Below are 23,216 nucleotides of genomic sequence, written 5' to 3'. Positions count from 1 at the left end.
GAGGCGCGGTGGGGGGGGGGGGGGGGGGGGGGGGGGGGGGGAAAAAAAAACAAAAAAAAAAAAAAAAAAAACAAACAAAAAAACAAAAAAAAAAAGGATCTCCTCCCCCCCACCCCCCCCCCCACCCCCCCCCCCCCCCCCCCCCCCCCCAGGGCCAGCGGGAGACGGGCACAGTGCGCGGCGAGGACCGCGGCGGCGGTGTGTTCCACGGTGGCCCGGGCACCGATCAGTCGGTGGATGAGCGCCACCGCCTCGGCCAGCGGCAGCGGATCGAGGCCGACCCGGCGGGCACCGTGCCGGGCGACCAGCCCGGCGAGCGAGTCCCGGCTGGTGACCAGGACGAGACAGGACGGCGAGCCGGGCAGCAGCGGCCGGACCTGCTCTGCCGACGCCGCGTTGTCGAGCACCACCAGCATCCGCCGTCCGTCGGCCAGGCTGCGGTAGCAGGCTGCCCGTTCGTCGAGGTCCAGCGGCAGGTCCGGACCAGCGACGCCGAGGGCCCGCAGGAAGCCGGCGAGCGCCTGGTTCGGGGAGACGGGCTGCTCGGCGTCGTAGCCCTGCAGATCGACGTAGAGCTGGCCGTCGGGGAACCGGTGCCGGATCCGGTGCGCCCAGCGGACGGCGAGTGCGGTCTTGCCGACGCCAGCGGTTCCGGACACCGCGACGACGGTCACCCCTGACGACCGGTCCGCGTCGTCGTCGGTCCACCCCCGGGCGGCGTCGAGCAACTGGTCGAGCTCGGCCAGCTCGGTGACCCGGCCGGTGAAGTCCGGGATGTCGGCCGGCAGCTGTGCCGGTGCCGGTTGGGGCGTTGCGCGGCCGGGTTCGCCGCCCGAGCGTCGGGCATCTGGGGCCGCGGTCACTTCCTCGTCGTGCAGCAGCGCGGTGTGTGCGGCGGTCAGCTCCGGCCCGGGATCGACGCCGAGCTCGTCGGTCAGGTGCCGGCGCACCCGGTGGTACGCGTGGAACGCCCGGGCACGGTGACCTGCGGCGTGGTACCCCCGGATCAGTCGGGCCTGTGCCGCCTCGTCCAGCGGCTGTGCGGCGGCGGCCTCCTCCAGAGCGGTCACCGCCTCGGCGGCCCGCCCGGCGGCGATCATGATGTCTCCGTACCGTGCCAGGGCGGTGTGCCGCTCCTCGAGCAACGCGACGACCCGGGGATGCTCGGCCAGCGCCGGGATGTCGGCCATCGGCGGGCCGAGCCACAGCCCGAGGGCCTGTTCGAGTTCGTCTGCCGCACGACTCAGCTCGCCGTTGCGCTGCAGACCGGCCGCAGCGGCGAGCCGGTGGCGGAAGACCTCCGCGTCGATCTCCGAAGCGGGTAGCCGCAGCGCGTAGCCGTCACCGACCTGGGGGAGCACCGTGCTCGGAGCGCGGGGCGGCCGGTGGGGCTCGAGTCGTCGCCGGAGGTGTTTGATGTGGGTCTGGATCACGTTCCGGGCGGTCGGTGGCGGCTGCCGCTCGGCCCACACCGCAGCCGAGATCTCTGCCGCTCGCACTGGTTGTCCGGCCGCGATCGCGAGCAGTCCCAGGATGGCCCGTTGAGCCGTTGGTCCGAGATCCAGTTGTTCACCGTCGCGCCAGGCGCAGACCTGACCGAGGACCCGGATACGCAAAGTCGTCACCCTCGCCGGTCGTACCGAATGCCGCCGCTCGGAACGGGGTGGCCGTGTACGTCGGTCGGCTGACCACAACCTACGTCTGTGTCGCTCAGCATTGCAACGCCAGCTGTCGAAAGACCCAGTCGAATTGCCGAACCACCGGTGATCAGATGTCTGCAGTGGATAATCAGGGGGTGCCGGCCGGTTCTCTCTCCATCGTGTGCCGGGCACCGCGGTGACCTGGTGGCATCGCCAGGTCGCCGGGAGTTGGCGCGCCGGTCGGGCGCCAACTCCCGGCGGATGGTCACTCCTCTTCGAACTCCTCACCCGAGTCGTCGTCCCCGCCGAACGAGTCGAGGACCTCGCCGGCGATCATCCCGCCAGCGAAGCCGAGCGCGGCGCCGCCGACCGCGCCGGCGACGACCCCACCCATTCCCGACCCACCGTGATGCCCAACGGGCGCGCCGTACCCGCCAATCAGCGACTGGCGCTGGGAGAGTGCCTGGCGTACCCAGGTGTCGACCTGGGCGGTCCAGTCCACCTGGTCGGCGTCTGCGTGACTGACCCGGTAGCGGCCGTACGAGTCGTGTCCCGGGCGGAAAAGACCGCCGCGCTTGTCGAACTCCAGTACGACGTCGACGCCGTACTCGCTGGCCACGAAGGTCAGCTCGACCTCGTTGATGCCGCCGGCGTACTGGGGTGCGGCGTAGTATTCGATCTCCTGGTAGAACGGCAGGGTCTGGGGCACGCCGTGCAGCCGGCCGTACTCCAGGTCGGCGCCCTTGAAGGCGAAGCCGAGCCGGGCGAACGCCTCCAGGATCCGCTCCTGCAACGGCAGCGGGTAGATGTGCACCGCGTCGAGGTCGCCCCGGTCGATCGCCCCCGGGATGGCGACCTCGGTCCGCAGACCCATGGTCATGCCGTGCAGGCGCTGCCCGTAGAGATCGGTCACCGGGGTCTCCCACGGCACCGGGAACTGGAAGGGCAACGACAACTGCTGGCCTTCGCGCAGGTGGATGCCGCCGGACACGGGGAACCGGTGGAACTCAGCCAGGGCGTTGTGGTCCTCGCCGCCGGCCTCCACCTCCACCCGGGTGACCAAGCTGACGGTGATCTGGTCCAGCTGTACGTCGTGGCTGCCGCCAGTGATGTTCACCTGCCCGGTGAGGGCCAGGCCCGGCCGGGCGTTGGGGTTCTGCAGCACCGTGTCGACGCTGGGAGCGCCGATTCCCAGAGCACCCAGCATCTTCTTGAATACCACGTACGTTCCTCTCGTTCTTGATTGACAGACCCTTGTCCTGCCGGCGTCGGCACATCGGACATCCAGTGTGGAAGTTGTGGGTAGTGTTCAGTTTATCCTGATCGATGGTGACCGGTTGTCGTGGGCGGTCGTCACGTGGTCCGGTGATATTGCATGTGACGGCCGGACAATATGAAAAAATACGTCTTATGCCGAATTTCGTGGCGACGGCGGACTGGCCTGTCACCTGGTCGATAGCCGCGTTCGCGATCGCCGGGGTGGTGACGGTGGTCGGTGGGATCCGGCTCGTCGCCGTGGGTGACGCGCTCGCCGACCGGACCGGCTGGGGAGAGGCGGTCTTCGGCGCGGTCTTCTTCGGACTGGCGACCTCGCTGTCCGGGATCGTGATGACCGCGGTGACGGCGGTCAGCGATGCTCCGCAACTGGCCTACAGCAACGCCGTCGGCGGTATCGCTGCGCAGACCGCCGCAGTCGCGGTGGCCGACCTGTTCTACCGGCGAGTCAACCTCGAACACGCTGCCGCTTCGCTGTCCAACCTGCTCTTCGGCTGCCTGCTGCTGGCGCTGCTGGCCCTGGCGCTGCTGGCTACCTACACCCCGGACGGCGCGGTGGTGGGGGTCCACCCGGTTTCGGTGATCATGGTCGGCTGCTACCTCGGCGGCGTCATGATCGTCCACTCCACCGACGTTACGCCCTACTGGCAAGCCGTCGACACCAACGAGACCCGCCAGGATCTGCCGCAGAGCCACGGACTCCTCGACGACCGTCCGCTGCGCCGGCTGTGGGTGCGGTTCGCTCTCGTCGGGCTGGTCGTCGCCGCCAGCGGCTGGCTGACCGCCCTCGCCGCCGAGAGCCTGGTGCAGGCGACCGGGCTACGGGCCGGATTCGTCGGCGGGGTGCTCATGGGCCTGGTCAACGCGTTGCCGGAGACGATCACCGCGATCGCCGCGGTACGGCGCGGCGCGGTGACCCTCGCGGTCGCCGCCATCCTCGGTGGCAACTGCCTCGACGCGCTGAACCTGGTGATCGCTGACATTTTTTACCGCACCGGGTCGATCTACCATGCGGCCGGTCCCGACGAACTGTTCCTCACCTCTGCCGCGCTACTGATGACCACCGTGCTGCTCGGTGGGCTGCTGGCCCGGCAGGTCCGCGGCTGGGGCCGGCTGGGCTTCGAGGGCACCCTGCTGTTCGGCGGCTACCTCGCCGTGGTCGCGGTCCTGGCCTTCTGATGCCAGCACCAGTATCACCGGACCGTCGCCCACCGAGCCGGCCGGCCGGGCCAGGCTGATCACCGCGGTGACCACCGCCCCCGACCCAGGTTCGGCACGGTCGATGATCAACTCGGTGCACAGTTGCCGGCAGATCCAGATACCCCGACCACCGGTCCGCGCCTGGTCCGGTGGAACAGTCCCCACCTGCGGGTCGCGCATCCCCGGCCCGTTGTCGCTGACCTGGCAGTACAGGACATCGTCGCGGCGCCACAACCGGAGCCGGCCGCTGCCGCCGCCGTGGCGTATCGCATTGGTGGCGAGCTCCCCGGCGACGATGAGCAGATGCTCGGTCTGCTCGGACGAGATGTCCAGCCCGGGAGCGTGTGCGCTGAGCGTGGCCCGCAGGCCGTACAGACCGTCCCGGTCAAACGGCTGGTTGACGGCGCCGGCCGGGGACGCAGTATCCGGCGGCCGTCCCCCGATGCCGAGCGAGGTCGGATCAGGGCTGCTCATGGCGCCTCTGTACCCGGAGTTGAGCGACGTCATCCGCCCCGACCAGGGACAGCACGGTACCGACCAGCCGTCGGCAGGACACCGTCATCCGGCGCGACCTCGGCAACGCCCGTGCGGCAGCCAGGATGATCCCGGCGCTGGCGCCGTCGATGTAGTCCAGCCCGGTCAAGTTGACGTGCAGGTGGCGGTCGATCCGTACCGACTCGGCCAGCGTCAGCTCGAGCACATCCTTGTGCCGGTAGTCCAGCTCACCGGCGATGCGCAGGCCGGTCGGGCTGTACTGCCGGCAGATCTGCAGCAGCGGATGCTCCAGGTAGACCTGAGCCGCGACGGTCCTGGGATGGGCCCGGGCGGCGAAAGCCAGCGTGACAGCGTCGAAGCGCTCCCGGTCGTACTGACAGATCAGACAGAGCTGGCCGTGTGCGAACAGGTCGGCGACCAGCGTCTCGAACTCGACCAGTTGATCGGCTGCGGCGGCCGGGCGGGTCGCCCAGCACATGTCGGCGGTCACCCGCAGGCCGGCGTAGCCCTCGTCGCTGGCCTGCCGCGCCTCCCGCGCGAGCGTCCGCACCATCGCCCCGGCGTCGGCCGGTGCCCCGCCGAGCAGTGACTCGGCGGCCGAGGCGATGCGCAGCTGGCCCCGGCGCAGGGCCGAGCCAGGCCGTACCGCGCGGTCGTGCAGCTCACCGGTGAGCTCGTCCGGGCTCACCGAGTCGGTCCAGCAGACCACCTTCTGCCCGGCCCGGAGCCCGTCACGCACGAAGGCCGCCACCAGGTCCAGTCGCTCCTCCCGGTCGGAGAAGGTGAGACAGGCATGGTCGCCGACGCCGAGCGTGCCAACCGCAGCCGTGTCCGCCATCGTCGATCCGCCTTGTCGATCATCGGGAGGATGCCCGCCACCTTATGCGTTACACCCGGTCGCACCCGGACACGCCCCCCGTTGAGCCGTCGATTTGAACGTCCGCCGTGCGCTGCCCGTACCACCGGTGGCAGAACAGACGGCCCCGGATCTGGTGGGAGCGCACGTGATCATCGGAACAGGCCCGATCAGTGGTCGCGTCGTAGATCGGGCCGGTCGACGCGCCCACTACCGTGGCGGCACACCCCGTCGGTCGCTGCTCGGTCTCGGCCTGCTCGCCGCCGGCGGCCTCGGCTACGGGTGGCGGGCTGCCGCCGATTCGCCGGTGGCCGGCGGTCGGGTGGCTGCGGGCGGGCCGGGTACGGTGGCGGCCGTGCCGACCTCTGCGGTGCCGACCCCGGACGTCGTGGCGGACCAGCGCCGCCGGGCTGCGCTGGCGGCCCGACAGGTACGTGGGTACGCCGCCGGGCTGCCGGGCCAGTTCAGCTTCGCGGTCGTCGAGCGCGGCACCGGAGCCGGGTTCCGTACCGGCGACGAGCTCCAGTTCCAGACAGCGAGTATCGTCAAGGTGGAGATTCTCACTGCCCTGCTACTGGACCGGGACGGGACCCCGTTGACCGCCGTGCAACGCGACCGGGTCGAGGCCATGATCACAGCTAGTGACAACGCGGCGGCCAGTGAACTCTTCGCCGCCATCGGTGGCGTCCCCGGACTGAACCGGGTCAACACCGCGCTCGGCCTGACCCAGACCCGACCGAGGTCGGCCTGGGGAACGACCGTCACCACCTCGGCCGACCAGGTCCGGCTGCTCCGTGCGCTGGTCGACGAGGAGAGCCTGCTGCGACCGGCGGACCGGGGCCTGGTGCTGGACCTGATGGGTCGGGTGGTCGTCGGTCAGCGGTGGGGGGTACCGGCCGGTGCCGGCACGGCCGGCTCCCGAACCTGGGTGAAGAACGGCTGGGACACCGTCGGTGATCATGACGGACGCTGGCTGGTCAACAGCATCGGGCGGATCGTCGAGGACGACCACGACTGGCTCGTGGCGGTGCTGTCCGACCACCACGGCTCCTTGGACGCTGGCATCGCGGCGGTGGAACAGGCGGTGCGCATCGCCTTCGACACGTGGCGCCGTCCGGCGCCGTCCGGCTGAGCCCTCGGCCGGACGGCACCGTACCGGCCGGTCAGGCCGGGCCGAAAGCCCGGTCGCAGGCCTCGCGCAGGTCGACCTGCGCGGCCGAGATCGTCAGGTTGCCCTCGATCGGCTCCTGATCTGCGGCGGCCCGGGCGGCATCCACCAGGTCTTTTCCGCGAGCGGCCAGCGTGGCATCGGTCGACGCCTGCGCCTGCCGGCCGATCTCCCGATTCACGTCGTGGGCAAGCTCGGCCGCGCTGATCTCACGCAGGTCCTGGCATGCCTGCCAGCCTTCGGTGTCGGCCGGTGGGGTCTGCGATGTGCTTTCGCCGACTGTCGGCGTCGGCGTCGCCTGCGACTGCTCACCCCTGGTCAGCGCGCCGATCCCGATGACAAGGACGGCCAGCACGACCGGTGCGGTGATCCACAGCCAGACCGGCCGGCGGCGGGGGCGGCGGGAGGGGGAGAATCCAGAGTGGTCAGCTGGGGTTCGGTACGGGTGGCTCACGGTGATGCCTCTCAGATCCGTCTGTGGCGAGGGGCCCGTCTGGGGCGAGGGAAGCAACGGCCTACGGCATAGCGGACATTGATGCCCGTGCCATCATATATTCATATATGTCGCGTTCGCATGGCGCACATCGTCCCATGGTAGGCCTTTCGCTGCGGAAGGCAACCCGTCTATCTTCCCAGTTCGTCCGGATGGCCGGGGGTGGCCGTAAGCAGCTGGAAACCCGAGCCTGTCAGACTGGGCCGGTGTATGACGTCGACGTGCTCGTGATCGGATCCGGCCCCAGTGGACAGAAGGCGGCGATCGCCGCGGCGAAGCTCGACCGGAGCGTCATGGTCGTCGAGCGCGCGCACATGCTCGGCGGTGTATGCATCAACACCGGCACCATCCCGTCCAAGACCCTGCGCGAGGCCGTCCTCTACCTGACCGGCCTCAACCAGCGCGAGGTCTACGGTCAGAGCTACCGGGTCAAGGATCACATCACGGTCAGTGACCTGGCTGCCCGGACCCAGCACGTGATCGGGCGCGAGATCGACGTGACCCGCAGCCAATTGACCCGCAACCGGGTACGGATCATGACCGGCACGGCGCGGTTCGACGACGCGCACACGGTAGTGGTGACCGATGCCACCGGCCACGGCAACAAGGTCACCGCAGAGAAGATCGTGATCGCCGCCGGCACCCGCCCGGCCCGCCCGGCCAGCGTCGACTTCGACGAGCGGACCATCATCGACTCCGACGGCATCATCAACCTCGAACAGGTGCCGCAGTCGATGCTGGTGATCGGAGCCGGGGTGATCGGCATCGAGTACGCCTCGATGTTCGCCGCGCTCGGCACCGAGGTCACCGTGGTGGAGCGGCGGGACCGGATGCTCGAGTTCTGCGACCTGGAGATCGTCGAAGCGCTCAAGTATCACCTGCGCGACCTTGCGGTCACCTTCCGCTTCGGTGAGGAGGTGGCGTCGGTGCAGCGCCACCAGCGCGGCGCGGTCGCGGTGCTGGAGAGCGGCAAGCGGATCGCCGCCGACACCGTGATGTACTCCGCCGGGCGCCAGGGCGTAGCCGGTGACCTCGACCTGGATCGGGCCAGCCTGACCGCCGACGCCCGGGGCCGGATCCAGGTCAACGAGAACTTCCAGACCGCGGCCGGGCACATCTACGCGGTGGGGGACATCATCGGCTTTCCCGCCTTGGCCTCCACCTCGATGGAGCAGGGCCGGCTCGCTGCCCACCACGCCTGCGGTGAGCCAGCCCGTGGCATGCCGCAGCTACAGCCGATCGGGATCTACACCATCCCGGAAATCAGCTTCATCGGCAGCACCGAGGACCAGCTCACCGATAACCGGGTGCCCTTCGAGGTGGGCGTCGCCCGCTACCGGGAGCTCGCCCGCGGGCAGATCGTCGGCGACTCGTACGGGATGCTGAAACTGCTGGTTGCCCCGGACAGCCGGCAGCTGCTCGGCGTGCACATCTTCGGCACCGGGGCCACCGAGCTGGTGCACATCGGGCAGGCGGTGATGGGCTGCAACGGCACCGTCGACTACTTCGTCGACGCCGTGTTCAACTACCCGACCCTCGCCGAGGCGTACAAGGTCGCCGCGCTGGATGCGATGAACAAGATGCGGCATCTCGCCCAGCTGCACGACTGACAGTCGGCCGTCCGTCCGACGGACCACAGGGTCAGCCGGGCCCGCCGGTGCCGCCCGTGTGTCCTGGGCCACAGGAAGCGCTTGTCGATGCAGCTCGGGAGCCAGTTGCATGCGCCAATGGCCGGCTTGAACGTCACGATTGCGCGACATGCCGGCCGCCCCGGGCCGGGCCGGGGCGGCACACCGGCCGACCGGGTCGTACCATCGCGGCATGGCAGAGATGGTCACCCTGCGGCTGAGCCCGCAGACCCTGGCCAGGGCGCGGGCCGCTGCCGAACGGGACGGGATGACACTCTCCGACTGGATCGACCGTGCCGCCCGCCGGGAAGTCCGCCGCGACGCCGCCCGGGCACACGAGGAGTGGCTGGCCGCCAACCCGGAGGTCCGCGACGAACTGGACGGCTTCGACGAACTCGCCGACACGCTGGAGTCCGGCTGGTCCGACCTGTCTGACGCGGCGTGAACCGCGGCGAGATCTGGACCGTCGGCGAGCGCTCCGACCTGCGCTACCGGGTGGTGGTGCTGTCCGGCGACACGCACAACGAGCGACCCAGGGCAGCCCCGTACTGCGCGCCGATCGTCCGCCAGCGCGGTGCCACCAGCCTGCCGCCGTTCGTGGTGCCGCTGGCCGAGACCGATCCGCTGTCCGGCGTCGTCGTGGTCAACCGGATGCGCCGCATCTCCGGCAGATCCGGGGCGGAGCGGGTCGGCATGGTCACCGGCGCCAGCATGGCCCGCCTGGAAGAGGCGATGCGGGACCTGTTCGACCTCTGAGGGGTCGTGGCCCGGCACCTCGGACGGGTGCAATCCCCACCGATGCTGGCGGGAGCGCCCGGCCAGATGGTACGACGGTCCGATGGGTATCGTGTCGCCCGGCTTGCAGGGCCGTCCACGTTCTTCCGGCGCTGTCACCCTGCCGCCGGGTCAGTATCTGACCGATGACTTTCCGGTGCTGCTCGACCTGCCCAGTGAGGACATCACCGTCGACCTGCACTGCGTGACCAAGTGGTCCAAGCTCGGCACCCGCTGGCACGGCGTCTCCCTCGACACCCTGCTGGCCGACATCGACACCAGCGCCGACTACGCCCTTGCCCACTCGTATGGCGGTTACACCACAAACCTTCCGCTGGCCGACCTGCTCGACGGGCAGGCATGGATCGCCTACCGCTACGACGACGCCGACCTGAGCCCGGAGCACGGTGGCCCGGCCCGGCTGCTGGTGCCACACCTGAATCTGTTGACGTCGTCGGTGAGTTGCCGGCGGGTCAGGCCCAGGCGTTCGCGTGCTGCGGTGAGCGGATGGTTCTGCATGATACCCCCGAAGTGGCGCACGATCGATGTGTGGTAGCGCGAACTGCTTATGGTGGAAATCGAGTTTGGACAGTATCCCGCCTGGCGAATGCCGCCTTGAATCATCTGCGTCGAACAATTCCTGACCCGGCCGGGGACTTACGTCAACGAGGAAATGTCAAGAGGGGAGGCAGGGGATGGTTCCCGCAAAGGGAAGGATCCCTTCCGGTAGCGGGTGCGCGGAACTGCCGGGGCCAGGTGTATGTACCTACCTGCAGCGCATCAGAGCGGCTCGCCGGGGATGGCACTGTAGTCCTTGCGGATCTGCTCGACCAGCGGCGTCATGCCGGACCATCGGATGGCGTCGATCGCGGTGACAGCCCGGACTCCAACCGTGGCGTTGGTGGCGAACGCTGCGGTGTAGCGGTCCAGCTCCGCCACGTTGACGCGGCGCTCATGCCCTGGGCGCTCTTGACGGATCAACGCCATCGCGACTCCCGGCAACACCGGTGCCTGCGGCCACACGATGTCGTCCCCTTCGATCAGGCCGACGTTCCAGGTCGCCCCTTCGGAGATGAAACCCTCCCTGTCTACGAACAGCACGTCATCGAAGCCAGCGAGTTGGGCCTGTCGGCGATGGAACACCGTCGCGAACAGGCCGAGGTGCTTGACACCTGGTACGTCCCGCTCGTAGCAGCGAGTGGTGAGCACCAGCGGTTGTGGTGGGACCGACGACACCGCTCGCGCCGTGACGAGCACCTGCGGGCTTGATGCGCTGGCGGGATGCCCCAGGTCGAGATCTGGGTCGAACACCGTTACCCTGGCGACGGTCGACTCGGCGGAACCCACCACGTGACGGACATAGCTGCGCACCTTGTGCTGATCGAGTTCCGCGCCGAAGAGTGCACGGCAGTCCCTTGTCAGCCGATCGAGGTGAAGCGCGAGTCCGCGTACCCGGCCGGCGTCCACTCGCATCGACGTGAAGTGACCGTAGTTGGTAAGACCCAGGATCTTCAGATGATCCAGATCGACGGGCTGCCCGTTCAGAAGCATGATGTCAGTCTCCGGTCAGCGGGCTGGCAGGGTGGACGCGCGCAGCTCGGCCAGCTCGATCCCCGCCTCCAGCTGGGCTGTGGTGGGGTGGTCTGCAGTTTCGGGTGGGCCGCCCGCCACCCGCCGAATCTCGTTAAGTCCGGCATCGATTTCCCGCAGCGGTACGCCGGTTTCGCTATACCGACTCCTGTGGCACGATACCGATCGGCTTGACCATCTGCTGGGCGGTGACGGTGAATCCGGTCGACTCGTACAGCCGACGGGCCACCAGGTTGTCCCCGAAGACGTTCAACCCGAGCAGGGTGACTCCGCGTGTGGCCAGCACCGGCTCGACAGCGGCCAGGATGGCACGCCCGTACCCGTTGCCGCGCTGGGCGGCGTCCACCTCGATGTTGTAGATCCAGGCCGGCCGGTCCGATTCGGCGGAGTCCGGTAGCCCGATCCAGATCCAGCCGACCGGGCGCGCGTCGTCGACATCCGCCGGCCGCGCCACCAGGAACAGCATCCGCTCGGTGGCCAGCCCGTCGGGCAGTAACTCGGCGTGCTGGCGGCGGGACTCGGTCAGCGCCGTCGCGGTGGTGGCGCGCCCGGACCGCAGCAGGTTGTCGGCATAGCCCGCCACCAGCGCGGGAATGCGTACGTCGTACTCGGCCTGGGTCATCGGGTGCAGCGCCACGGCGCGCCGATCTGACGTCGTCACCGGCCCATCGTGGCCTACCTGGTCGTGGCCAGTCACGTCAATTGCGCGACGGTCGTTGGCGGGCAGCACACGATCGTGGACGGGACCAGGCGGCACCGCCGCCAGTACACTGCGGCCGTGGCGACCGAGGCGGACCGTGATGCCGGGCAGGACGTGCCGCACCGCGTCGACCATGAGCCGAAGGCCGAGTTCGCTTTTCCCGGTCCGCTGCGCGACCGGCTGGTCGCGGCGATCCTCACCGGCGAAAAGACGGCCACGTCCGGGCTGCTGCGCGAGTACGAGCTCGACAACGAGCCGCTGCCGGTCGTGGGGGCCCGGTCGGTTCTGGTGGATTCGGCGGACCGGCCCTGCGCGGTACTGGAAACTACCGGGGTACGGGTGGTTTCACTGGCGGAGGTGGACCTCACCCACGCCGTCGACGAAGGCGAAGGGTTCGTTGACGTCGCCGGGTGGCGCCGCGCCCACGTCGACTTCTGGCACTCGACGCCGATGCGGGCTGCTCTCGGTGACGAGACGTTCACTGTCGACGACCGGACGATGTTGGTGGCCGAACGGTTCCGTGTCGTGCAGCGGATCTGGCGGTCCGACGAGGTGGCCATCGCCTACGCTGCGGAGAGCCGGGCCGCGGTCGACGCGCTACGGGCCGTACCGGAGGCGGACTTCGACCGCCCGACCAGATGCGCCCCGTGGACGGTCAAGGAACTGCTTGCACACACCGTGATCGCGCTGTCCCGTACCGTCGAGATGCTCGACGACGGCGCACCCGCCGCCGGTCCGGACGGTCCGGTGGACGCGGTCGGCTACTACGCGCCCGACGCCCGGTTCCGTCCCGACGCGGACGGCGGGCGGATCGCCGACGCTCAGCGGTGGGCGGCGGCCCGGACGGTCACCGCCGCTGTCGACGAACTGGCGGCGCGGGCAGCGACCGCCGCCGCCCGGGTCACCGCGCAGCCGCCGGACCGAATGGTCGTCACCCGGCACGGTGACCTGATGACGTTGACCGACTTCCAGGCCACCCGGGTCGTCGAGCTCGCCGTCCACGGTGTCGACCTGGCCGACGGCCTCGGCATGGCGCCGTGGCTGACCGCCCCGGCGGCGGACCTGGTGGTGGCGCTGTCGGCGGGCACCACACTGGCACCGCTGCGGGCGGCGCGTGGATGGGACCGGCCGACGTTGGTACGCGCGGTCACCGGGCGGGTCGAGTCAGGTGACGTGGACCCGGCTGAACTGCACCCGCGGGGAGTGCGCTCCCCGTTCTTCGGTGGCACGCACCGTCCCACTGTGGTTGGCGAAGAGTAGCGGGACCGACCTGCCCTCGAAGCGCCTTGCGACTGCCCGTAGGTTGACAGCGACAAGGCCACAACGAGACCCTTTCGCGATTCTGACTTTTGGTGCTGGAGGTTTGCCGTGGACTGGTCCCTCGGAAACATACTGATTCTGCTGGTCGTGGTGTTGCTCGGTGCAGTCGCGGGGTGGCTCGTGATGAGCCGCCGGTCCGCCGCCGGCAAGGACGCCCCGGTGAAGCCTGAGGCGGCTGCCGCCGTCGAGCCGCCGACCACCACCTCGGAGGAGCCGTCGCCGGCCGACCCGGCCCGTCCGGAACCCGCATCGCCGGCCGACCCGGTCAAGACCGAGCCCGCCACCGAGACTCCCGTCGAGCCCGCTGCGGATGACACGGCCGAGCCGGTCAGTGTTGAGCCGGTCAGTGTCGAGCCGGCCAGTGTCGAGCCGGCCACTACCGCCGATGCGGCCAGCCCTGAGCAGGTGCCGGCCGTCGACCCGCCCGCCGTCGACCCGCCCGCCGTCGACCCGCCCGCCGCCGTCGAGCCGTCTACCGCTGAGTCGCCCGCCGCCCCCGAGGCTGGGCCGGCGGACGACTTCCGGCGCATCGAGGGCATCGGGCCGAAGATGGCCGCCGCCCTGCAGTCCGCCGGGATCCGCACGTACGAGCAGTTGGGTGCGACCGACGAGGCGGCGCTGCGCGCGGCGGTCCGCGCCGCCGGGGTACGGGCCACTGCCAGCCTGCCGACCTGGCCGGCCAAGGCCCGGGAGTTGGCGGCGGCGCGCTCCACAAGCTGACCGGAAAGTCAAGCGGCCACAGTGGATCGATCGTCGGCTGACCTAGGTCCCGGCGATCGGGCACGTACGGCGGCAGCGACCGATCACCGTACCGGGTGACGATGAGGTCGCGCACCGGCGGCGGGGTGCCGCCGGTGCCGACCGAACGAGGTGATCGGCATGGCCGCAGTGCGCACCGGCCAACCTGCGGATGCCGATGCTCAACGACATGCAGCAGATCATGCGCACCGCGTACTACGGCACCGCCGGTCGCTGATCGTCCCCGGTCCGGCTGTGGCACGCTGCCGCAGCCGGACCTGTCCCGCCTGCCCGACGGCCCCGGCGGTCACTGTTCCTCGGGGAACGCCACACAGTTGGCGCAGCCCGGACTCGGCACGGGCAGTTCCGTCTGATCATCGAAGGTGATCATTTTGACGACCAGCGGGTGGTCGACCGGGATCGGTCGGGCGGCCACCGTGCCGTCCGGCTCACCGACGAGTTCGACGCAGGCCAGGCGGACCTGCTCCGAGCGCATCAGACAGACGCCCCGGTTCGCCGGTGGCACCCCGCCCGGAAACACGATCCGCACCGGTGAGGCGTCGGTCGGGTGGTACGGCACCAACTGGGAGCGGAAGACGAAGGCCGGCCTGTCATCGGGGCGGAACACCGCGACCCCGAACCGGTAGTTGTCCGTGTAGGTGGTGCAGAGCGCCGCCTCGCCCGGGCAGCACCGTACCGAGGTCGGGGTCCGCCACGAGGCCGCTCAACTGGCCGGTGGCGCAGCCAGCCGGAGTCCACCAGTCCGTGATGGTCGGATCGCTGGTGGGGATCGGCGAAGCCGCCCATGACGGCGTCGGCGTACCTGCGGCCACCGGCGTGGCGGACACGCCGCTTGCCGACAGTCACGCCAGGGTAGCTGCCACGAGGATCATAGCGGCTGTGGTCGTCGATGGTGGGCGGCCGCTGCAGAACCCGGACCCGGATACCCCTGTCCAGCTGGCTGCGGTCCAGCGGAATCGCCTCCGCCGAGGCCGCCGCGCTGATCACTTCGGTGTTGATGGTCAGATGTTCGTGCCGTTCGGCGGCGACCAGCCGCCGCACCCGGTCGCGGGCGGCGGCCCGGCTGCCCAGGCTGCGTACCGCCGGATCGTCCGGGCCGGGCAGGTCGATGCCGTGCACGGTACGGAAATGCTGGCGCCAGACGTCCTGTCGCCGTACCGGCTGCGCTGGCCGGCGAAGCCGCGCGATGACCGGACCGGCTGGCAACGGCCGCCAGCCGGCGGCGGTCGGCACGGCCGCCGTCAGGCCGTTCAGTTCGTCGAGTGCGACCTTGACGCGTTTGCGGGTCAGCCCCAGCTCGTGGGCGAACTGACCGCTGCTGCGGGCACCGAGCATGGTCAGCGCCCGGTAGACCAGATCGGCATCGGGTGAGGCGCCCCACCGGGTCAGTGGTGCAACCGCAGTCGGGCCGTGCGTCCTGATGCTCCCCGTTCCCCGTGTCACAGCCGTCAGCTCAGCACAGTAACAACGCCGTAGGGGAGAAGCCACGGCACCGGACGGTTGCACGATTGTGCAATCGGTTCGCGCCGTACCTTGTCGAACGTGCGCCAATGGGTGACCGTGATCCGGGCAGGCGCGCGTTCGGGGGCGGCGCTTGTCGGCCGCCGGAACGCGGTGGCCGGCAAGCGACGGCACTACGCGGTCAGGACGTCGGGGCGGACTTTCCCCAGCGGGGGGCGGCGAAGCGCAGCCCGGCGAGCCGGTCCGGCGGTGCGGCCAGGCCCGGCCCGCCGGTGGCGATCCAGTCGACGACGCTCGACAGTGCCGTCTCGTCGTGCACCCCGCCGAGCCACACCGGGCGGGCACCCAGTCGGCGGGCCAACACCGCTGGCTGCACCACCACCACATTGGACCGGTCACAGGCGTTGAGGCAGTCGGACACCCGTACCGGCGCGGCCGCGCGCAGTAGGTCGAGCTGCCGGTCGTGGTCGACGTCCGGGTGTTTGCGGCGGGTGCCGCAGCAGCAGCCCCGGCAGACGGTCACCCGGGCGGGGTGCCCGGGTGCCGGTCCCGCCGGGCCAAGCTCCGCCGTCACGCGACGTTGGCGAGCGTGGGCCGCCGGTCACCGGTCCGGGCCGGGGTGAGCAGCAGTCCGAACACCACCCCGAAAACCGTCCACATCGTGGCGAGCTGCGCCAGCGAGGCGAGCCGGAACTCCCACAGCAGCGCCGCCGGGATATCGGCGGGCACGTCGACCCCGGTTGCCGGCGAGAACGCCAGCAGCAGGGCGTACCCGACGACGGCCAGCGCCGCCGCGACCACCGTCCGGTAGGGAGCCGGCCGCGCCCAGCCGGTCAGCCGCCGGTGGGTCAGCAGCGCCAGCCAGGTGACGGCGGCCGCGGCGATGATGAACGACAGATACTGCCCGGTGCGCTGGTTGACGGTGTCCGGGTCGCCGACGCCCGGCGGGTTGGCCGGGAAGTGGATCGCCGGTAGCAGCGCCACCACGACGAAGCCGAGCCCGGCGAGCAGCCCCACGCGGCGGAAGTCGTCGCGGCCGGGCAGCAGGTGCCGGGTCGCCGCGAAGACCACGGCGACGATCAACGCCAGGCACAGCGCCACCGCGACGGTGGCGACCAGCCCGCCGAGGACCTGCATGGCCCGACCGACCAACTCCTCGTCGTGGCTGTGTCCGGCCGTCCCGGTCGCAGCGCGGGCCTCCTCGACGACCAGCGCCGACTCGATCTGCGGTTCGACGATCAGCAGGGCCGCCACCGCACCTGCCGCGCCGGCGGCCGTACCGGCGAGCAGTCCGCGGCCCAGCACCGCGCGGAACGGGTAGGTAGTCATCGGAGCTTGGCCGCCGCTCAGTGGCACGGTACGCCGAGGGCGTGCCGGCCGTCGTGGGTGAACTCGTGCATGAACTCGGCGGCACCGGCCAGCACCAGCCCGTTGTCCTGCGCGACCAGGTAGATGACGACCGCCGCGACGGCGGCCAGCAACCAACCGGCGAGCGGTACGCGGATGGCGGTGGTGGTGACCTCTCCGCCGACAGAAGGTGCAGTCATGCCAGGAAATCCCCTCGTCCATGCCTCGTGGCGATGCGGTGCGTGCCACGGCCGGTCTCCTGGCTCCCGGATCGTCGCAGCCGTCCCGCCTTCCCGGACCGTCGTCGGCCCAGTGGCATGGTGGATCGGACACTTCCCGGTCACAGTGGCGAGGACCACGCCGGACTCACACCGGCTTCCCGAACACCGTGGCATGCGCAGCGTACCGCCGTCGTGACCGGCCGGGCAATGGCTGTGGCCGTGGCCGGCAACGGGACCGGCGCCACATTGACGGTGGACCGCGGGTGGGGGAGCATGACCGGCACGAGCGGTGCGCGGAGGAACCCGGTGCGAATCCGGGGCGGTCCCGCCACTGTGACCGGTGAGTCGCGTCCCCCTGAGACAGCCACTGCCCCGATGGCGGGAAGGCTCGGGACGCGACGTCGATCCGGCAGCCAGGAGACTCCGGCCGCTCGCTGGTCCACCGGTACGCGGGCGTGGACACCCGCGGGAGGGATTCACCATGCACACCTGTCGGCCCCTGCCATGACGCCGTACCCGTTCACCGCCGTCGTCGGCCTGCCCGACCTGCGGCAGGCCCTGCTGCTCGCCGCGGTGCACCCCGGCATCGGCGGAGTGCTCATCCGGGGTGAGAAGGGCACCGCGAAGTCGACGATCGTCCGCGCGCTGGCCGGGCTGCTACCGGAGGTCGACCGGGTGCTCGGCTGCCGGTTCGCCTGCGACCCGGCGGCCCCGGACCCGGCCTGCCCGGACGGGCCGCACACCGCGCCGGTGACCGCGCGTGGCGGCCCGGCCGCACTGGTCGAGTTGCCGGTCGGCGCCACTGAGGACCGGGTGGTCGGCACCCTCGACATCCAGCGGGTGCTCAGCGCCGGCGTGAAGGCGTACGAGCCGGGGCTGCTCGCCGCCGCGCACCGGGGCCTGCTCTACGTCGACGAGGTCAACCTGTTGCCGGACCATCTGGTGGACCTGCTGCTGGACGCGGCGGCGATGGGCCGGGCCCACGTCGAACGCGACGGGGTGTCGGTCAGCCACGCCGCCCGGTTCCTGCTGGTCGGCACGATGAACCCGGAGGAGGGCGAGCCGCGTCCACAGTTGCTGGACCGCTTCGGGCTGATGGTGTCGGTGGCCGCACCGACCCTGGTGGCGGACCGGGCCGAGGTGGTGCGCCGTCGGCTCGCGTACGAGACCGACCCGGTGGCGTTCGCGGACCGCTGGCAGTCCGCCGACAACCAGCTCGCACTGCGGGTACGCGATGCGCGGGCGGCCCTGCCTGCGGTCACGCTGCCCGATGCCGAGATCGACCGGATCGCCCGGATCTGCCTGGCGTACCAGGTGGACGGTATGCGGGCCGACATCGTGATGGCCCGCGCCGCCGTCGCGCTGGCCGCCTGGCGGGGCCAACCGGCGGTCACCGCCGCCGAGGTCGCCGAGGCAGCCCGGCTGGCGCTGCCGCACCGGCGGCGCCGTGACCCGCTCGACCCGCCCGGCGCCGACGAGCAGCGCCTCGACGAGGTGCTGCGTGACGAGTGCGGCGACGATCCCGATCCTCCTCCGCCGCCGGGTCCGCCACTACCGGACGGTGGGCCGCCACCCGGCCCGCCCGACTCGGACGGTGGGCCGCCACCCGGCGCGCCCGACTCGGACGCCGGCCGGCATCCTGAGCCAGCTACGGCAGACGCCGACGGTCCGGCGGTCGGTGCCGAGCAGCCGGACGGCGTACCGCCGGGCGGTCCGGCTCCGGCGGCGGCCGGGCCCGCGTACCGGCCCCGGACACTGCGGCTCCCCGGGCTCGGTGCGGGCGCGACGCCCGGCCGACGTTCGGCGGCCCACGCCGACCGGGGCCGGGTAGTCGGCGCCGGGTCGCCGACCGGACGGCCGTCGACGGTGCATCTACCGGCAACGGTGCGCGCCGCCGCGTCCCGGGGTGCCCGCCGGATCACCCCCGCCGACCTGCGCCAGGCCCGCTACGTCGGCCAGGAGGCGAACCTGATCCTGTTCGTGGTCGACGCCTCTGGGTCGATGGCGGCCCGGCAGCGAATGACGGTGGTCAAGACCGCCGTGCTGTCGCTGCTGCGCGACGCCTACCACCGGCGGGACCGGATCGGGATGATCACCTTTCGGGGTGCCGCCGCCGACGTGGTGCTGCCGCCGACCAGCAGCCACGAGGTGGCCGTCGCCAAGCTGGCGCAGCTGCGCACCGGTGGCCGTACCCCGATCGCCGCCGGGCTGCGCGTCGCCGCGGCCACCGTCGCCGCCGAGCACCGCCGGGACCCGCGCCGTCGGCCGCTGGTCCTGCTGGTCACCGACGGGCGGGCGACCGCCGGACCGGACCCGACGACGCTGGCACCGGTGCTCGCCGGTACGCCGATGGTGGTGCTCGACTGCGAGGCCGGCCCGGTGCGGCTCGGTCTGGCCCGCCGGCTCGCGGCCGGCTTCACCGCGCAGTGGCTGCCGCTGGCCGCGTTGGCGGCGTCGGGTCCGGATGTCCACGACCGGCTGAGGGCGGCCTGATGCCACAGGGAAGACCGGAACACGTTCCCGACGATGGGCTGACCACCCGGGCCCGGCGTCGCCAGCCGGTGCTCGCGGTGCACACCGGCCCCGGTAAGGGCAAGTCGACGGCGGCGTTCGGGATGGCGCTGCGGGCCTGGTCGACCGGCTGGCCGGTGGTCGTCTACCAGTTCGTCAAGTCTCCGAAGTGGAAGGTGGGTGAGGAGGCGGCCCTACGTACCCTCGGTGAGTCGGGCCGAGGGGCGCCGGTGACCTGGCACAAGATGGGGGAGGGCTGGTCCTGGATCCAGCGCCCCGGCACCGAACGCGACCACGCCGCCGAGGCCGCCGAAGGTTGGGCGCAGATCCGTCGGGACCTGGCCGCCGAGGCGTACCGGTTCTACGTGCTGGACGAGTTCACCTACCCGATCAAGTGGGGCTGGATCGACGTCGCCGAGGTGGTGTCGGTGCTACGCGACCGGCCGGGCAGCCAGCATGTGGTGATCACCGGCCGCGACGCCGCGCCGGAGCTGATCGACCTCGCCGACCTGGTGACCGAGATGACCAAGGTCAAGCATCCGATGGATGCCGGACGCAAGGGTCAGCAGGGCATCGAGTGGTAGCCGTACCCCGGGTGGTGATCGCCGCACCCGGCTCCGGCCACGGCAAGACCACGGTGGCCACCGGCCTGCTCGCCGCCTTCGCCGAACGTGGGGTCCGGGTCGCCGGGTTCAAGGTCGGCCCGGACTACATCGATCCCGGCTACCACGCGCTCGCCGCCGGTCGGCCGGGCCGCAACCTGGACCCGGTGCTGGTCGGCGAGGACCTGGTCGCGCCGCTGTTCGCGCACGGTGTCGCCGGCGTCGATCTGGCCGTGATCGAGGGCGTGATGGGTCTCTACGACGGCCGGGTGGGTGCCGGTGACGTCGGTTCCACCGCGCACGTCGCGGCGCTGCTGGCCGCGCCCGTGCTGCTGGTCGTCGACGCGGCCGGGCAGAGCCGGTCGGTGGCTGCCCTGGTGCACGGCTTCCGGTCGTTCGGTCAGGTCCACATCGCCGGGGTGATTCTCAACCGGGTCGGCTCCGACCGGCACGCACAGGTGCTGCGGGACGCCTGCGCGGAGGTCGGCACCCCGGTGCTCGGGGTGCTACGTCGACAGCCGTCGGTCGACACCCCCTCGCGGCACCTGGGTCTGGTGCCGGCGGTCGAACGCACCGCCGAGGCCCGCGCCTCGGTCGAGGCGTTGGCGGCGCTGGTCGCCGCGTCGGTCGACCTGGACGCCGTGGCGGCGGTGGCGCGCACGGCGGCCGTGATGACGGTCGAACGGTGGTCTCCGGCGGCTGCCGTCCACGATGCCCCCGACCTCGGTGCCGGGGTGGGCGCCGGCGGGCAGCCAGGACCGGCCGACGGCCGACCGGTCGTCGCGGTCGCCGCCGGCCCGGCGTTCAGCTTCGGCTACCCGGAGACCGTGGAGCTGTTGACGGCGGCCGGGGCCGAGGTGCGTACCGTCGATCCGGTCCGTGACGAGCAGCTGCCGGTCGGCACGGCGGCGCTCGTCGTCGGCGGCGGCTTCCCCGAGGTGTACGCCGGTGAGCTGAGCGCCAACGTCGGGTTGCGCTCGCAGGTGGCGGCGGTCGCCGCCACCGGAGCGCCGGTCGTCGCCGAGTGTGCCGGCCTGCTGTGGCTGTGCCGCACCCTCGACGGGGCCCCGATGTGCGGGGTGCTGCCGGCGGACGCCCGGATGACGTCCCGGTTGACCCTCGGCTACCGCGACGCGGTGGCGCTGAACGACAGCGTGGCGCTGCCGACCGGCAGCCGGTTGACCGGGCACGAGTTCCACCGCACGGAGGTGTCGCCGCGCGCTGGCGCGGCACCGGCCTGGGGGTGGCGGGGGGCCGCGCCGGAGGGTTTCGTCGCCGCCGGGGTGCACGCGTCGTACCTGCATCTGCACTGGGCGGCACGGCCGCGGATCGCGGCCCGGCTGGTCGCCGCCGCGCGCCGGCGGTTACCCGGCCCGCGTCACCCCCCGGTCGGGCCCTGACGGTCGGGCCCTGATCAGTCGCGCGGCATGCTGGTGACGACCATCGCGATGAGCCGGTCGTACGTCTGCTCCAGGTCCTCGGGCAGGCCGAAGCCGCCGGCGACCTCCAACGCGACGAAGCCGTGTACGGTCGCCCGTAGACAGCGGGTGGCGTGGACGGCTGCGGCCGGGTCCAGCCCGTAGCCGCGCAGTACAGCCAGGAACACCTCCAGCAGCCGGGTGCCGGCGGCGGCCGTGGCCGGCTCGCGCAGCGGGTCGGCGGGCATCGCCGCCCAACGGGCCGGATACCGACGTACGTAGCCGCGGCTGGCGCGCATCAGCGCGGCGACGGCGGCGTCGCGGCTCAGCCCGAGGGTGTGCCGGGTGAGTTCGTCGGCGACCTCGTCGAGCACCCGTACGGCGACGAGGGTGCGCAGTTCGGTGAGTCCGCCGCCGACGTGCTTGTAGAGCGACGGGGCGGCGACGCCGACCCGGCCGGCTAGTGCGCTGAGCGTCAGCGCGTCGAGGCCGTGCTCGTCGATGAGGGCGATCGCGGCGTCCACCAGGGCGTCCGGGGTGAGTCCGACCCTAGGCACACCGGCCGCCGAGACAAGGCGGTATGCTAACTTGCATAGCCATAAGGCTATTTATGCTAGCTAGTGATGTCAACTCGGGTTCCCGTGACGACGCCGGGTCAGGCACGATGGAGCCCATGTGCCGAAGCATCAAGACACTGCGTGAGCCGTACACCCCGGACGTGACCGTCGCCGACATCGAGGCCGCCGCCCTACAGTACGTACGGAAGATCTCCGGGTTCCGGCAGCCGGCCGCACACAACGCCGAAGCGTTCGACGCGGCCGTCGCCGCCGTCGCCGCCGCCAGCCGTGACCTGCTGGACCGCCTGGTGGTGCGGACCCCGGCCGCCCGGTAGGTCGCCGTCCGCTGGGCATCACCGTTGCCTCTGTGAGGATTCTTAAGCAAAACTTCAGCCCTGCGGTAGATCCACTCGTCCTCGCCGCCCGTACCGGTCGGTGGGCTGCGTCCTGCGCAGCGGTGAGACGAGAGGAGCGGACGCATGTACGGGTGGGACGTCAGAAGTGGACGGGCACGCAAGGTGTTCATCGGGGTGGCGGCCGCCGCCCTGCTCGGCGGTGGACTGGCGGTCGGCACCGGGCTGGGCAACGCGGGGGAGAACTGCGCCGGGCTGGACACCGCGCTGCGTAACAATCTCAGCTTCATCGCCGACCAGCGCGCCAACCCGGACGCCCTGTCCGCCGACCGGATCGCCAACCGGCAGGCCGTCGTCGACCTGATCCAGCAGCGGCGGGCCGCCGCCGGCTGCACGGCCGACGTACAGGTCGACGTCCCCGTCGCGGCCCCGGCGACGCCGCAGCCGGCACCCACCGGCGGTACGGGCACCGGTGCCGCGCCGGACACCGGTGCGCCCGCAACCGGTGAGGTCGTCTGCGCGGGATCGACGGTCACCCTGTTCAACGAGGACGCCGCGCCGGCCGCCTCCAGCGGCACCTTCCCCATCGGCACCGTGCTCAAGGTGACCAACCTCGACAACGACCGGAGCATCACCGTCATGGTGACCAGCCCGTCGGCCAGCTGCGTGCTGCTCAACGACGCCGCCTTCGAACAGGTCCGGGAACCGGGCAAGTTCGTCATCCGGCGGGTCGTGGTCGAGCGGATCCGCTGACCCGTACCGTGTCGGGGGGGGGGGGGGGGGGGGGGGGGGGGGGGGGGGGGGGGGGAGGGGAGGGGAGAGAGAGGGGGGGGGGAGAAGGGAGGGGG

General features: G+C 71.3%; 25 protein-coding genes, 2 pseudogenes and 2 riboswitches. Of the genes and pseudogenes, 15 read left to right on the top strand and 12 right to left on the bottom strand.

The genetic code is table 11. The annotated features are described in order from the left end of the window. Together ACXAHD_RS22195 and ACXAHD_RS22190 are read right to left on the bottom strand one after the other, a co-directional pair. On the bottom strand, nt 1-1,616 hold a 1,616-nt coding region (locus ACXAHD_RS22195; protein ID WP_475052893.1), incomplete at its 3' end, for an AfsR/SARP family transcriptional regulator. A 289-nt stretch (nt 1,617-1,905) separates the two neighbouring features. Further along, nucleotides 1,906-2,862, bottom strand: coding sequence for a sporulation protein (locus tag ACXAHD_RS22190; RefSeq protein WP_281554705.1), 957 nt, complete (start codon nt 2,860-2,862; stop codon nt 1,906-1,908). Nucleotides 2,863-3,050: 188 nt separating this feature from the next. Here ACXAHD_RS22190 and ACXAHD_RS22185 point away from each other — a divergent pair, with 188 nt between their 5' ends. Beyond that, nucleotides 3,051-4,094 (top strand): sodium:calcium antiporter, encoded by a 1,044-nt coding sequence (locus tag ACXAHD_RS22185; RefSeq protein ID WP_475052888.1) that lies wholly within the window; start codon nt 3,051-3,053, stop codon nt 4,092-4,094. Nucleotides 4,095-4,157: 63 nt separating this feature from the next. On the opposite strand, the pseudogene ACXAHD_RS22180 reads toward ACXAHD_RS22185, so the two are convergent. Both ACXAHD_RS22180 and ACXAHD_RS22175 read right to left on the bottom strand, forming a co-directional pair. Continuing rightward, a pseudogene (locus ACXAHD_RS22180) lies at nt 4,158-4,589 on the bottom strand (ATP-binding protein); the annotation flags it as partial. Then, the gene (locus ACXAHD_RS22175) at nt 4,576-5,448 is read right to left on the bottom strand and encodes an MEDS domain-containing protein (RefSeq protein WP_475052886.1); all 873 of its coding nucleotides are present in this window, start codon (nt 5,446-5,448) and stop codon (nt 4,576-4,578) included. The gene ACXAHD_RS22175 and the pseudogene ACXAHD_RS22180, both read right to left, overlap by 14 nt. 166 nt (nt 5,449-5,614) lie before the next feature. Between ACXAHD_RS22175 and ACXAHD_RS22170 the strand changes: the two genes are divergently transcribed. After that, entirely contained in the window at nt 5,615-6,598 is a 984-nt protein-coding gene (locus ACXAHD_RS22170) for a serine hydrolase (protein WP_475052883.1), read from the top strand. A gap of 31 nt (nt 6,599-6,629) precedes the next feature. Here ACXAHD_RS22170 and ACXAHD_RS22165 read toward each other — a convergent pair whose 3' ends face one another. Beyond that, nucleotides 6,630-6,989 (bottom strand): hypothetical protein, encoded by a 360-nt coding sequence (locus ACXAHD_RS22165; RefSeq protein WP_281554709.1) that lies wholly within the window; start codon nt 6,987-6,989, stop codon nt 6,630-6,632. Between the two features lie 344 nt (nt 6,990-7,333). On the opposite strand from ACXAHD_RS22165, the gene sthA reads away from it, so the two are divergent. The 4 genes from sthA to ACXAHD_RS22145 all read left to right on the top strand — a co-directional run bounded on the left by sthA (nt 7,334) and on the right by ACXAHD_RS22145 (nt 10,085). Next, nucleotides 7,334-8,737 carry a Si-specific NAD(P)(+) transhydrogenase gene (gene sthA / locus ACXAHD_RS22160; protein ID WP_281554710.1) on the top strand — a complete coding sequence of 468 codons (1,404 nt, stop codon included), beginning with the start codon at nt 7,334-7,336 and terminating at the stop codon, nt 8,735-8,737. A gap of 211 nt (nt 8,738-8,948) precedes the next feature. After that, nucleotides 8,949-9,200, top strand: a complete 252-nt coding sequence (locus tag ACXAHD_RS22155) for a hypothetical protein (protein ID WP_289212769.1) — start codon at nt 8,949-8,951, stop codon at nt 9,198-9,200. Beyond that, nucleotides 9,197-9,511: a type II toxin-antitoxin system PemK/MazF family toxin gene (locus ACXAHD_RS22150; RefSeq protein ID WP_278168906.1), complete on the top strand. Its 315-nt coding sequence runs from the start codon at nt 9,197-9,199 to the stop codon at nt 9,509-9,511. The genes ACXAHD_RS22155 and ACXAHD_RS22150 overlap by 4 nt, the downstream gene beginning before the upstream one ends. Before the next feature lie 82 nt (nt 9,512-9,593). Continuing rightward, nucleotides 9,594-10,085 carry a molybdopterin-dependent oxidoreductase gene (locus tag ACXAHD_RS22145; RefSeq protein WP_289212770.1) on the top strand — a complete coding sequence of 164 codons (492 nt, stop codon included), beginning with the start codon at nt 9,594-9,596 and terminating at the stop codon, nt 10,083-10,085. Between the two features lie 224 nt (nt 10,086-10,309). On the opposite strand, the gene ACXAHD_RS22140 is transcribed toward ACXAHD_RS22145, so the two are convergent. After that, complete coding sequence (locus ACXAHD_RS22140) at nt 10,310-11,080, bottom strand: aminotransferase class IV family protein (RefSeq protein WP_281554716.1); 771 nt, start codon at nt 11,078-11,080, stop codon at nt 10,310-10,312. A gap of 175 nt (nt 11,081-11,255) precedes the next feature. Next, nucleotides 11,256-11,780, bottom strand: coding sequence for a GNAT family N-acetyltransferase (locus ACXAHD_RS22135; RefSeq protein ID WP_281554717.1), 525 nt, complete (start codon nt 11,778-11,780; stop codon nt 11,256-11,258). A gap of 153 nt (nt 11,781-11,933) precedes the next feature. Between ACXAHD_RS22135 and ACXAHD_RS22130 the strand changes: the two are divergent. The 3 genes and pseudogenes from ACXAHD_RS22130 to ACXAHD_RS22120 form a co-directional block, all read left to right on the top strand. After that, nucleotides 11,934-12,347, top strand: a pseudogene (locus ACXAHD_RS22130) (ASCH domain-containing protein); the annotation flags it as partial. After that, nucleotides 12,324-13,079 carry a maleylpyruvate isomerase N-terminal domain-containing protein gene (locus ACXAHD_RS22125; protein ID WP_475052891.1) on the top strand — a complete coding sequence of 252 codons (756 nt, stop codon included), beginning with the start codon at nt 12,324-12,326 and terminating at the stop codon, nt 13,077-13,079. The pseudogene ACXAHD_RS22130 and the gene ACXAHD_RS22125, both read left to right, overlap by 24 nt. 183 nt (nt 13,080-13,262) lie before the next feature. Beyond that, the gene (locus tag ACXAHD_RS22120; RefSeq protein ID WP_289212771.1) at nt 13,263-13,859 is read left to right on the top strand and encodes a helix-hairpin-helix domain-containing protein; all 597 of its coding nucleotides are present in this window, start codon (nt 13,263-13,265) and stop codon (nt 13,857-13,859) included. A gap of 325 nt (nt 13,860-14,184) precedes the next feature. On the opposite strand, the gene ACXAHD_RS22115 is transcribed toward ACXAHD_RS22120, so the two are convergent. Next, nucleotides 14,185-14,505 (bottom strand): hypothetical protein, encoded by a 321-nt coding sequence (locus tag ACXAHD_RS22115; protein ID WP_289212772.1) that lies wholly within the window; start codon nt 14,503-14,505, stop codon nt 14,185-14,187. 140 nt (nt 14,506-14,645) lie between these two features. On the opposite strand from ACXAHD_RS22115, the gene ACXAHD_RS22110 reads away from it, so the two are divergent. Further along, the gene (locus ACXAHD_RS22110; protein WP_289212773.1) at nt 14,646-15,269 is read left to right on the top strand and encodes a hypothetical protein; all 624 of its coding nucleotides are present in this window, start codon (nt 14,646-14,648) and stop codon (nt 15,267-15,269) included. A gap of 271 nt (nt 15,270-15,540) precedes the next feature. On the opposite strand, the gene ACXAHD_RS22105 is transcribed toward ACXAHD_RS22110, so the two are convergent. The 3 genes from ACXAHD_RS22105 to ACXAHD_RS22095 are packed head-to-tail and all read right to left on the bottom strand — an operon-like array spanning nt 15,541 to nt 16,906. Beyond that, complete coding sequence (locus ACXAHD_RS22105) at nt 15,541-15,882, bottom strand: hypothetical protein (protein WP_289212774.1); 342 nt, start codon at nt 15,880-15,882, stop codon at nt 15,541-15,543. Nucleotides 15,883-15,929: 47 nt separating this feature from the next. Then, on the bottom strand, nt 15,930-16,688 hold the full coding sequence (locus ACXAHD_RS22100; protein ID WP_289212775.1) for a CbtA family protein: 759 nt from the start codon (nt 16,686-16,688) through the stop codon (nt 15,930-15,932). A gap of 17 nt (nt 16,689-16,705) precedes the next feature. Next, nucleotides 16,706-16,906: a CbtB-domain containing protein gene (locus ACXAHD_RS22095; protein WP_281554722.1), complete on the bottom strand. Its 201-nt coding sequence runs from the start codon at nt 16,904-16,906 to the stop codon at nt 16,706-16,708. Nucleotides 16,907-16,938: 32 nt separating this feature from the next. Further along, a riboswitch (cobalamin riboswitch) is annotated at nt 16,939-17,112 on the bottom strand. 111 nt (nt 17,113-17,223) lie between these two features. Further along, nucleotides 17,224-17,351: riboswitch (cobalamin riboswitch) on the top strand. Between the two features lie 80 nt (nt 17,352-17,431). Here ACXAHD_RS22095 and ACXAHD_RS22090 point away from each other — a divergent pair. The 3 genes from ACXAHD_RS22090 to ACXAHD_RS22080 are packed head-to-tail and all read left to right on the top strand — an operon-like array spanning nt 17,432 to nt 21,440. Continuing rightward, nucleotides 17,432-19,420 carry a VWA domain-containing protein gene (locus ACXAHD_RS22090; RefSeq protein WP_475052873.1) on the top strand — a complete coding sequence of 663 codons (1,989 nt, stop codon included), beginning with the start codon at nt 17,432-17,434 and terminating at the stop codon, nt 19,418-19,420. Continuing rightward, nucleotides 19,420-20,022, top strand: a complete 603-nt coding sequence (gene cobO / locus ACXAHD_RS22085; RefSeq protein WP_289212776.1) for a cob(I)yrinic acid a,c-diamide adenosyltransferase — start codon at nt 19,420-19,422, stop codon at nt 20,020-20,022. The genes ACXAHD_RS22090 and cobO overlap by 1 nt, the downstream gene beginning before the upstream one ends. Continuing rightward, the gene (locus ACXAHD_RS22080; protein ID WP_281554725.1) at nt 20,016-21,440 is read left to right on the top strand and encodes a cobyrinate a,c-diamide synthase; all 1,425 of its coding nucleotides are present in this window, start codon (nt 20,016-20,018) and stop codon (nt 21,438-21,440) included. The genes cobO and ACXAHD_RS22080 overlap by 7 nt, the downstream gene beginning before the upstream one ends. A 14-nt stretch (nt 21,441-21,454) precedes the next feature. Here ACXAHD_RS22080 and ACXAHD_RS22075 read toward each other — a convergent pair whose 3' ends face one another. Next, on the bottom strand, nt 21,455-22,015 hold the full coding sequence (locus tag ACXAHD_RS22075) for a TetR/AcrR family transcriptional regulator (RefSeq protein WP_281554726.1): 561 nt from the start codon (nt 22,013-22,015) through the stop codon (nt 21,455-21,457). A 116-nt stretch (nt 22,016-22,131) separates the two neighbouring features. On the opposite strand from ACXAHD_RS22075, the gene ACXAHD_RS22070 reads away from it, so the two are divergent. After that, nucleotides 22,132-22,350: a DUF2277 family protein gene (locus ACXAHD_RS22070; protein ID WP_475052870.1), complete on the top strand. Its 219-nt coding sequence runs from the start codon at nt 22,132-22,134 to the stop codon at nt 22,348-22,350. 144 nt (nt 22,351-22,494) lie between these two features. After that, a complete protein-coding gene (locus tag ACXAHD_RS22065; RefSeq protein ID WP_289212777.1) occupies nt 22,495-23,121 on the top strand; it encodes an RlpA-like double-psi beta-barrel domain-containing protein in 627 nt (208 codons plus the stop codon). Nucleotides 23,122-23,216 lie beyond the last annotated feature (95 nt).

The organism is Micromonospora sp. ABR4_055 (assembly GCF_056160425.1).
This window is presented reverse-complemented; position numbering and strand designations above follow the sequence as displayed.

What these genes read in the sequence shown, in the direction of transcription:
- ACXAHD_RS22120 (WP_289212771.1), top strand. Translation starts at nt 13,263, where the DNA reads ATGAGCCGCCGGTCCGCCGCCGGCAAGGACGCCCCGGTGAAGCCTGAG.
- ACXAHD_RS22110 (WP_289212773.1), top strand. Translation starts at nt 14,646, where the DNA reads ATGGTCGGATCGCTGGTGGGGATCGGCGAAGCCGCCCATGACGGCGTC.
- ACXAHD_RS22185 (WP_475052888.1), top strand. Translation starts at nt 3,051, where the DNA reads ATGCCGAATTTCGTGGCGACGGCGGACTGGCCTGTCACCTGGTCGATA.
- ACXAHD_RS22155 (WP_289212769.1), top strand. Translation starts at nt 8,949, where the DNA reads ATGGCAGAGATGGTCACCCTGCGGCTGAGCCCGCAGACCCTGGCCAGG.
- ACXAHD_RS22070 (WP_475052870.1), top strand. Translation starts at nt 22,132, where the DNA reads ATGTGCCGAAGCATCAAGACACTGCGTGAGCCGTACACCCCGGACGTG.
- cobO (WP_289212776.1), top strand. Translation starts at nt 19,420, where the DNA reads ATGCCACAGGGAAGACCGGAACACGTTCCCGACGATGGGCTGACCACC.
- ACXAHD_RS22090 (WP_475052873.1), top strand. Translation starts at nt 17,432, where the DNA reads ATGACGCCGTACCCGTTCACCGCCGTCGTCGGCCTGCCCGACCTGCGG.
- ACXAHD_RS22100 (WP_289212775.1), bottom strand. Translation starts at nt 16,688, where the DNA reads ATGACTACCTACCCGTTCCGCGCGGTGCTGGGCCGCGGACTGCTCGCC.
- ACXAHD_RS22140 (WP_281554716.1), bottom strand. Translation starts at nt 11,080, where the DNA reads ATGCTTCTGAACGGGCAGCCCGTCGATCTGGATCATCTGAAGATCCTG.
- ACXAHD_RS22145 (WP_289212770.1), top strand. Translation starts at nt 9,594, where the DNA reads ATGGGTATCGTGTCGCCCGGCTTGCAGGGCCGTCCACGTTCTTCCGGC.
- ACXAHD_RS22065 (WP_289212777.1), top strand. Translation starts at nt 22,495, where the DNA reads ATGTACGGGTGGGACGTCAGAAGTGGACGGGCACGCAAGGTGTTCATC.
- ACXAHD_RS22095 (WP_281554722.1), bottom strand. Translation starts at nt 16,906, where the DNA reads ATGACTGCACCTTCTGTCGGCGGAGAGGTCACCACCACCGCCATCCGC.
- ACXAHD_RS22175 (WP_475052886.1), bottom strand. Translation starts at nt 5,448, where the DNA reads ATGGCGGACACGGCTGCGGTTGGCACGCTCGGCGTCGGCGACCATGCC.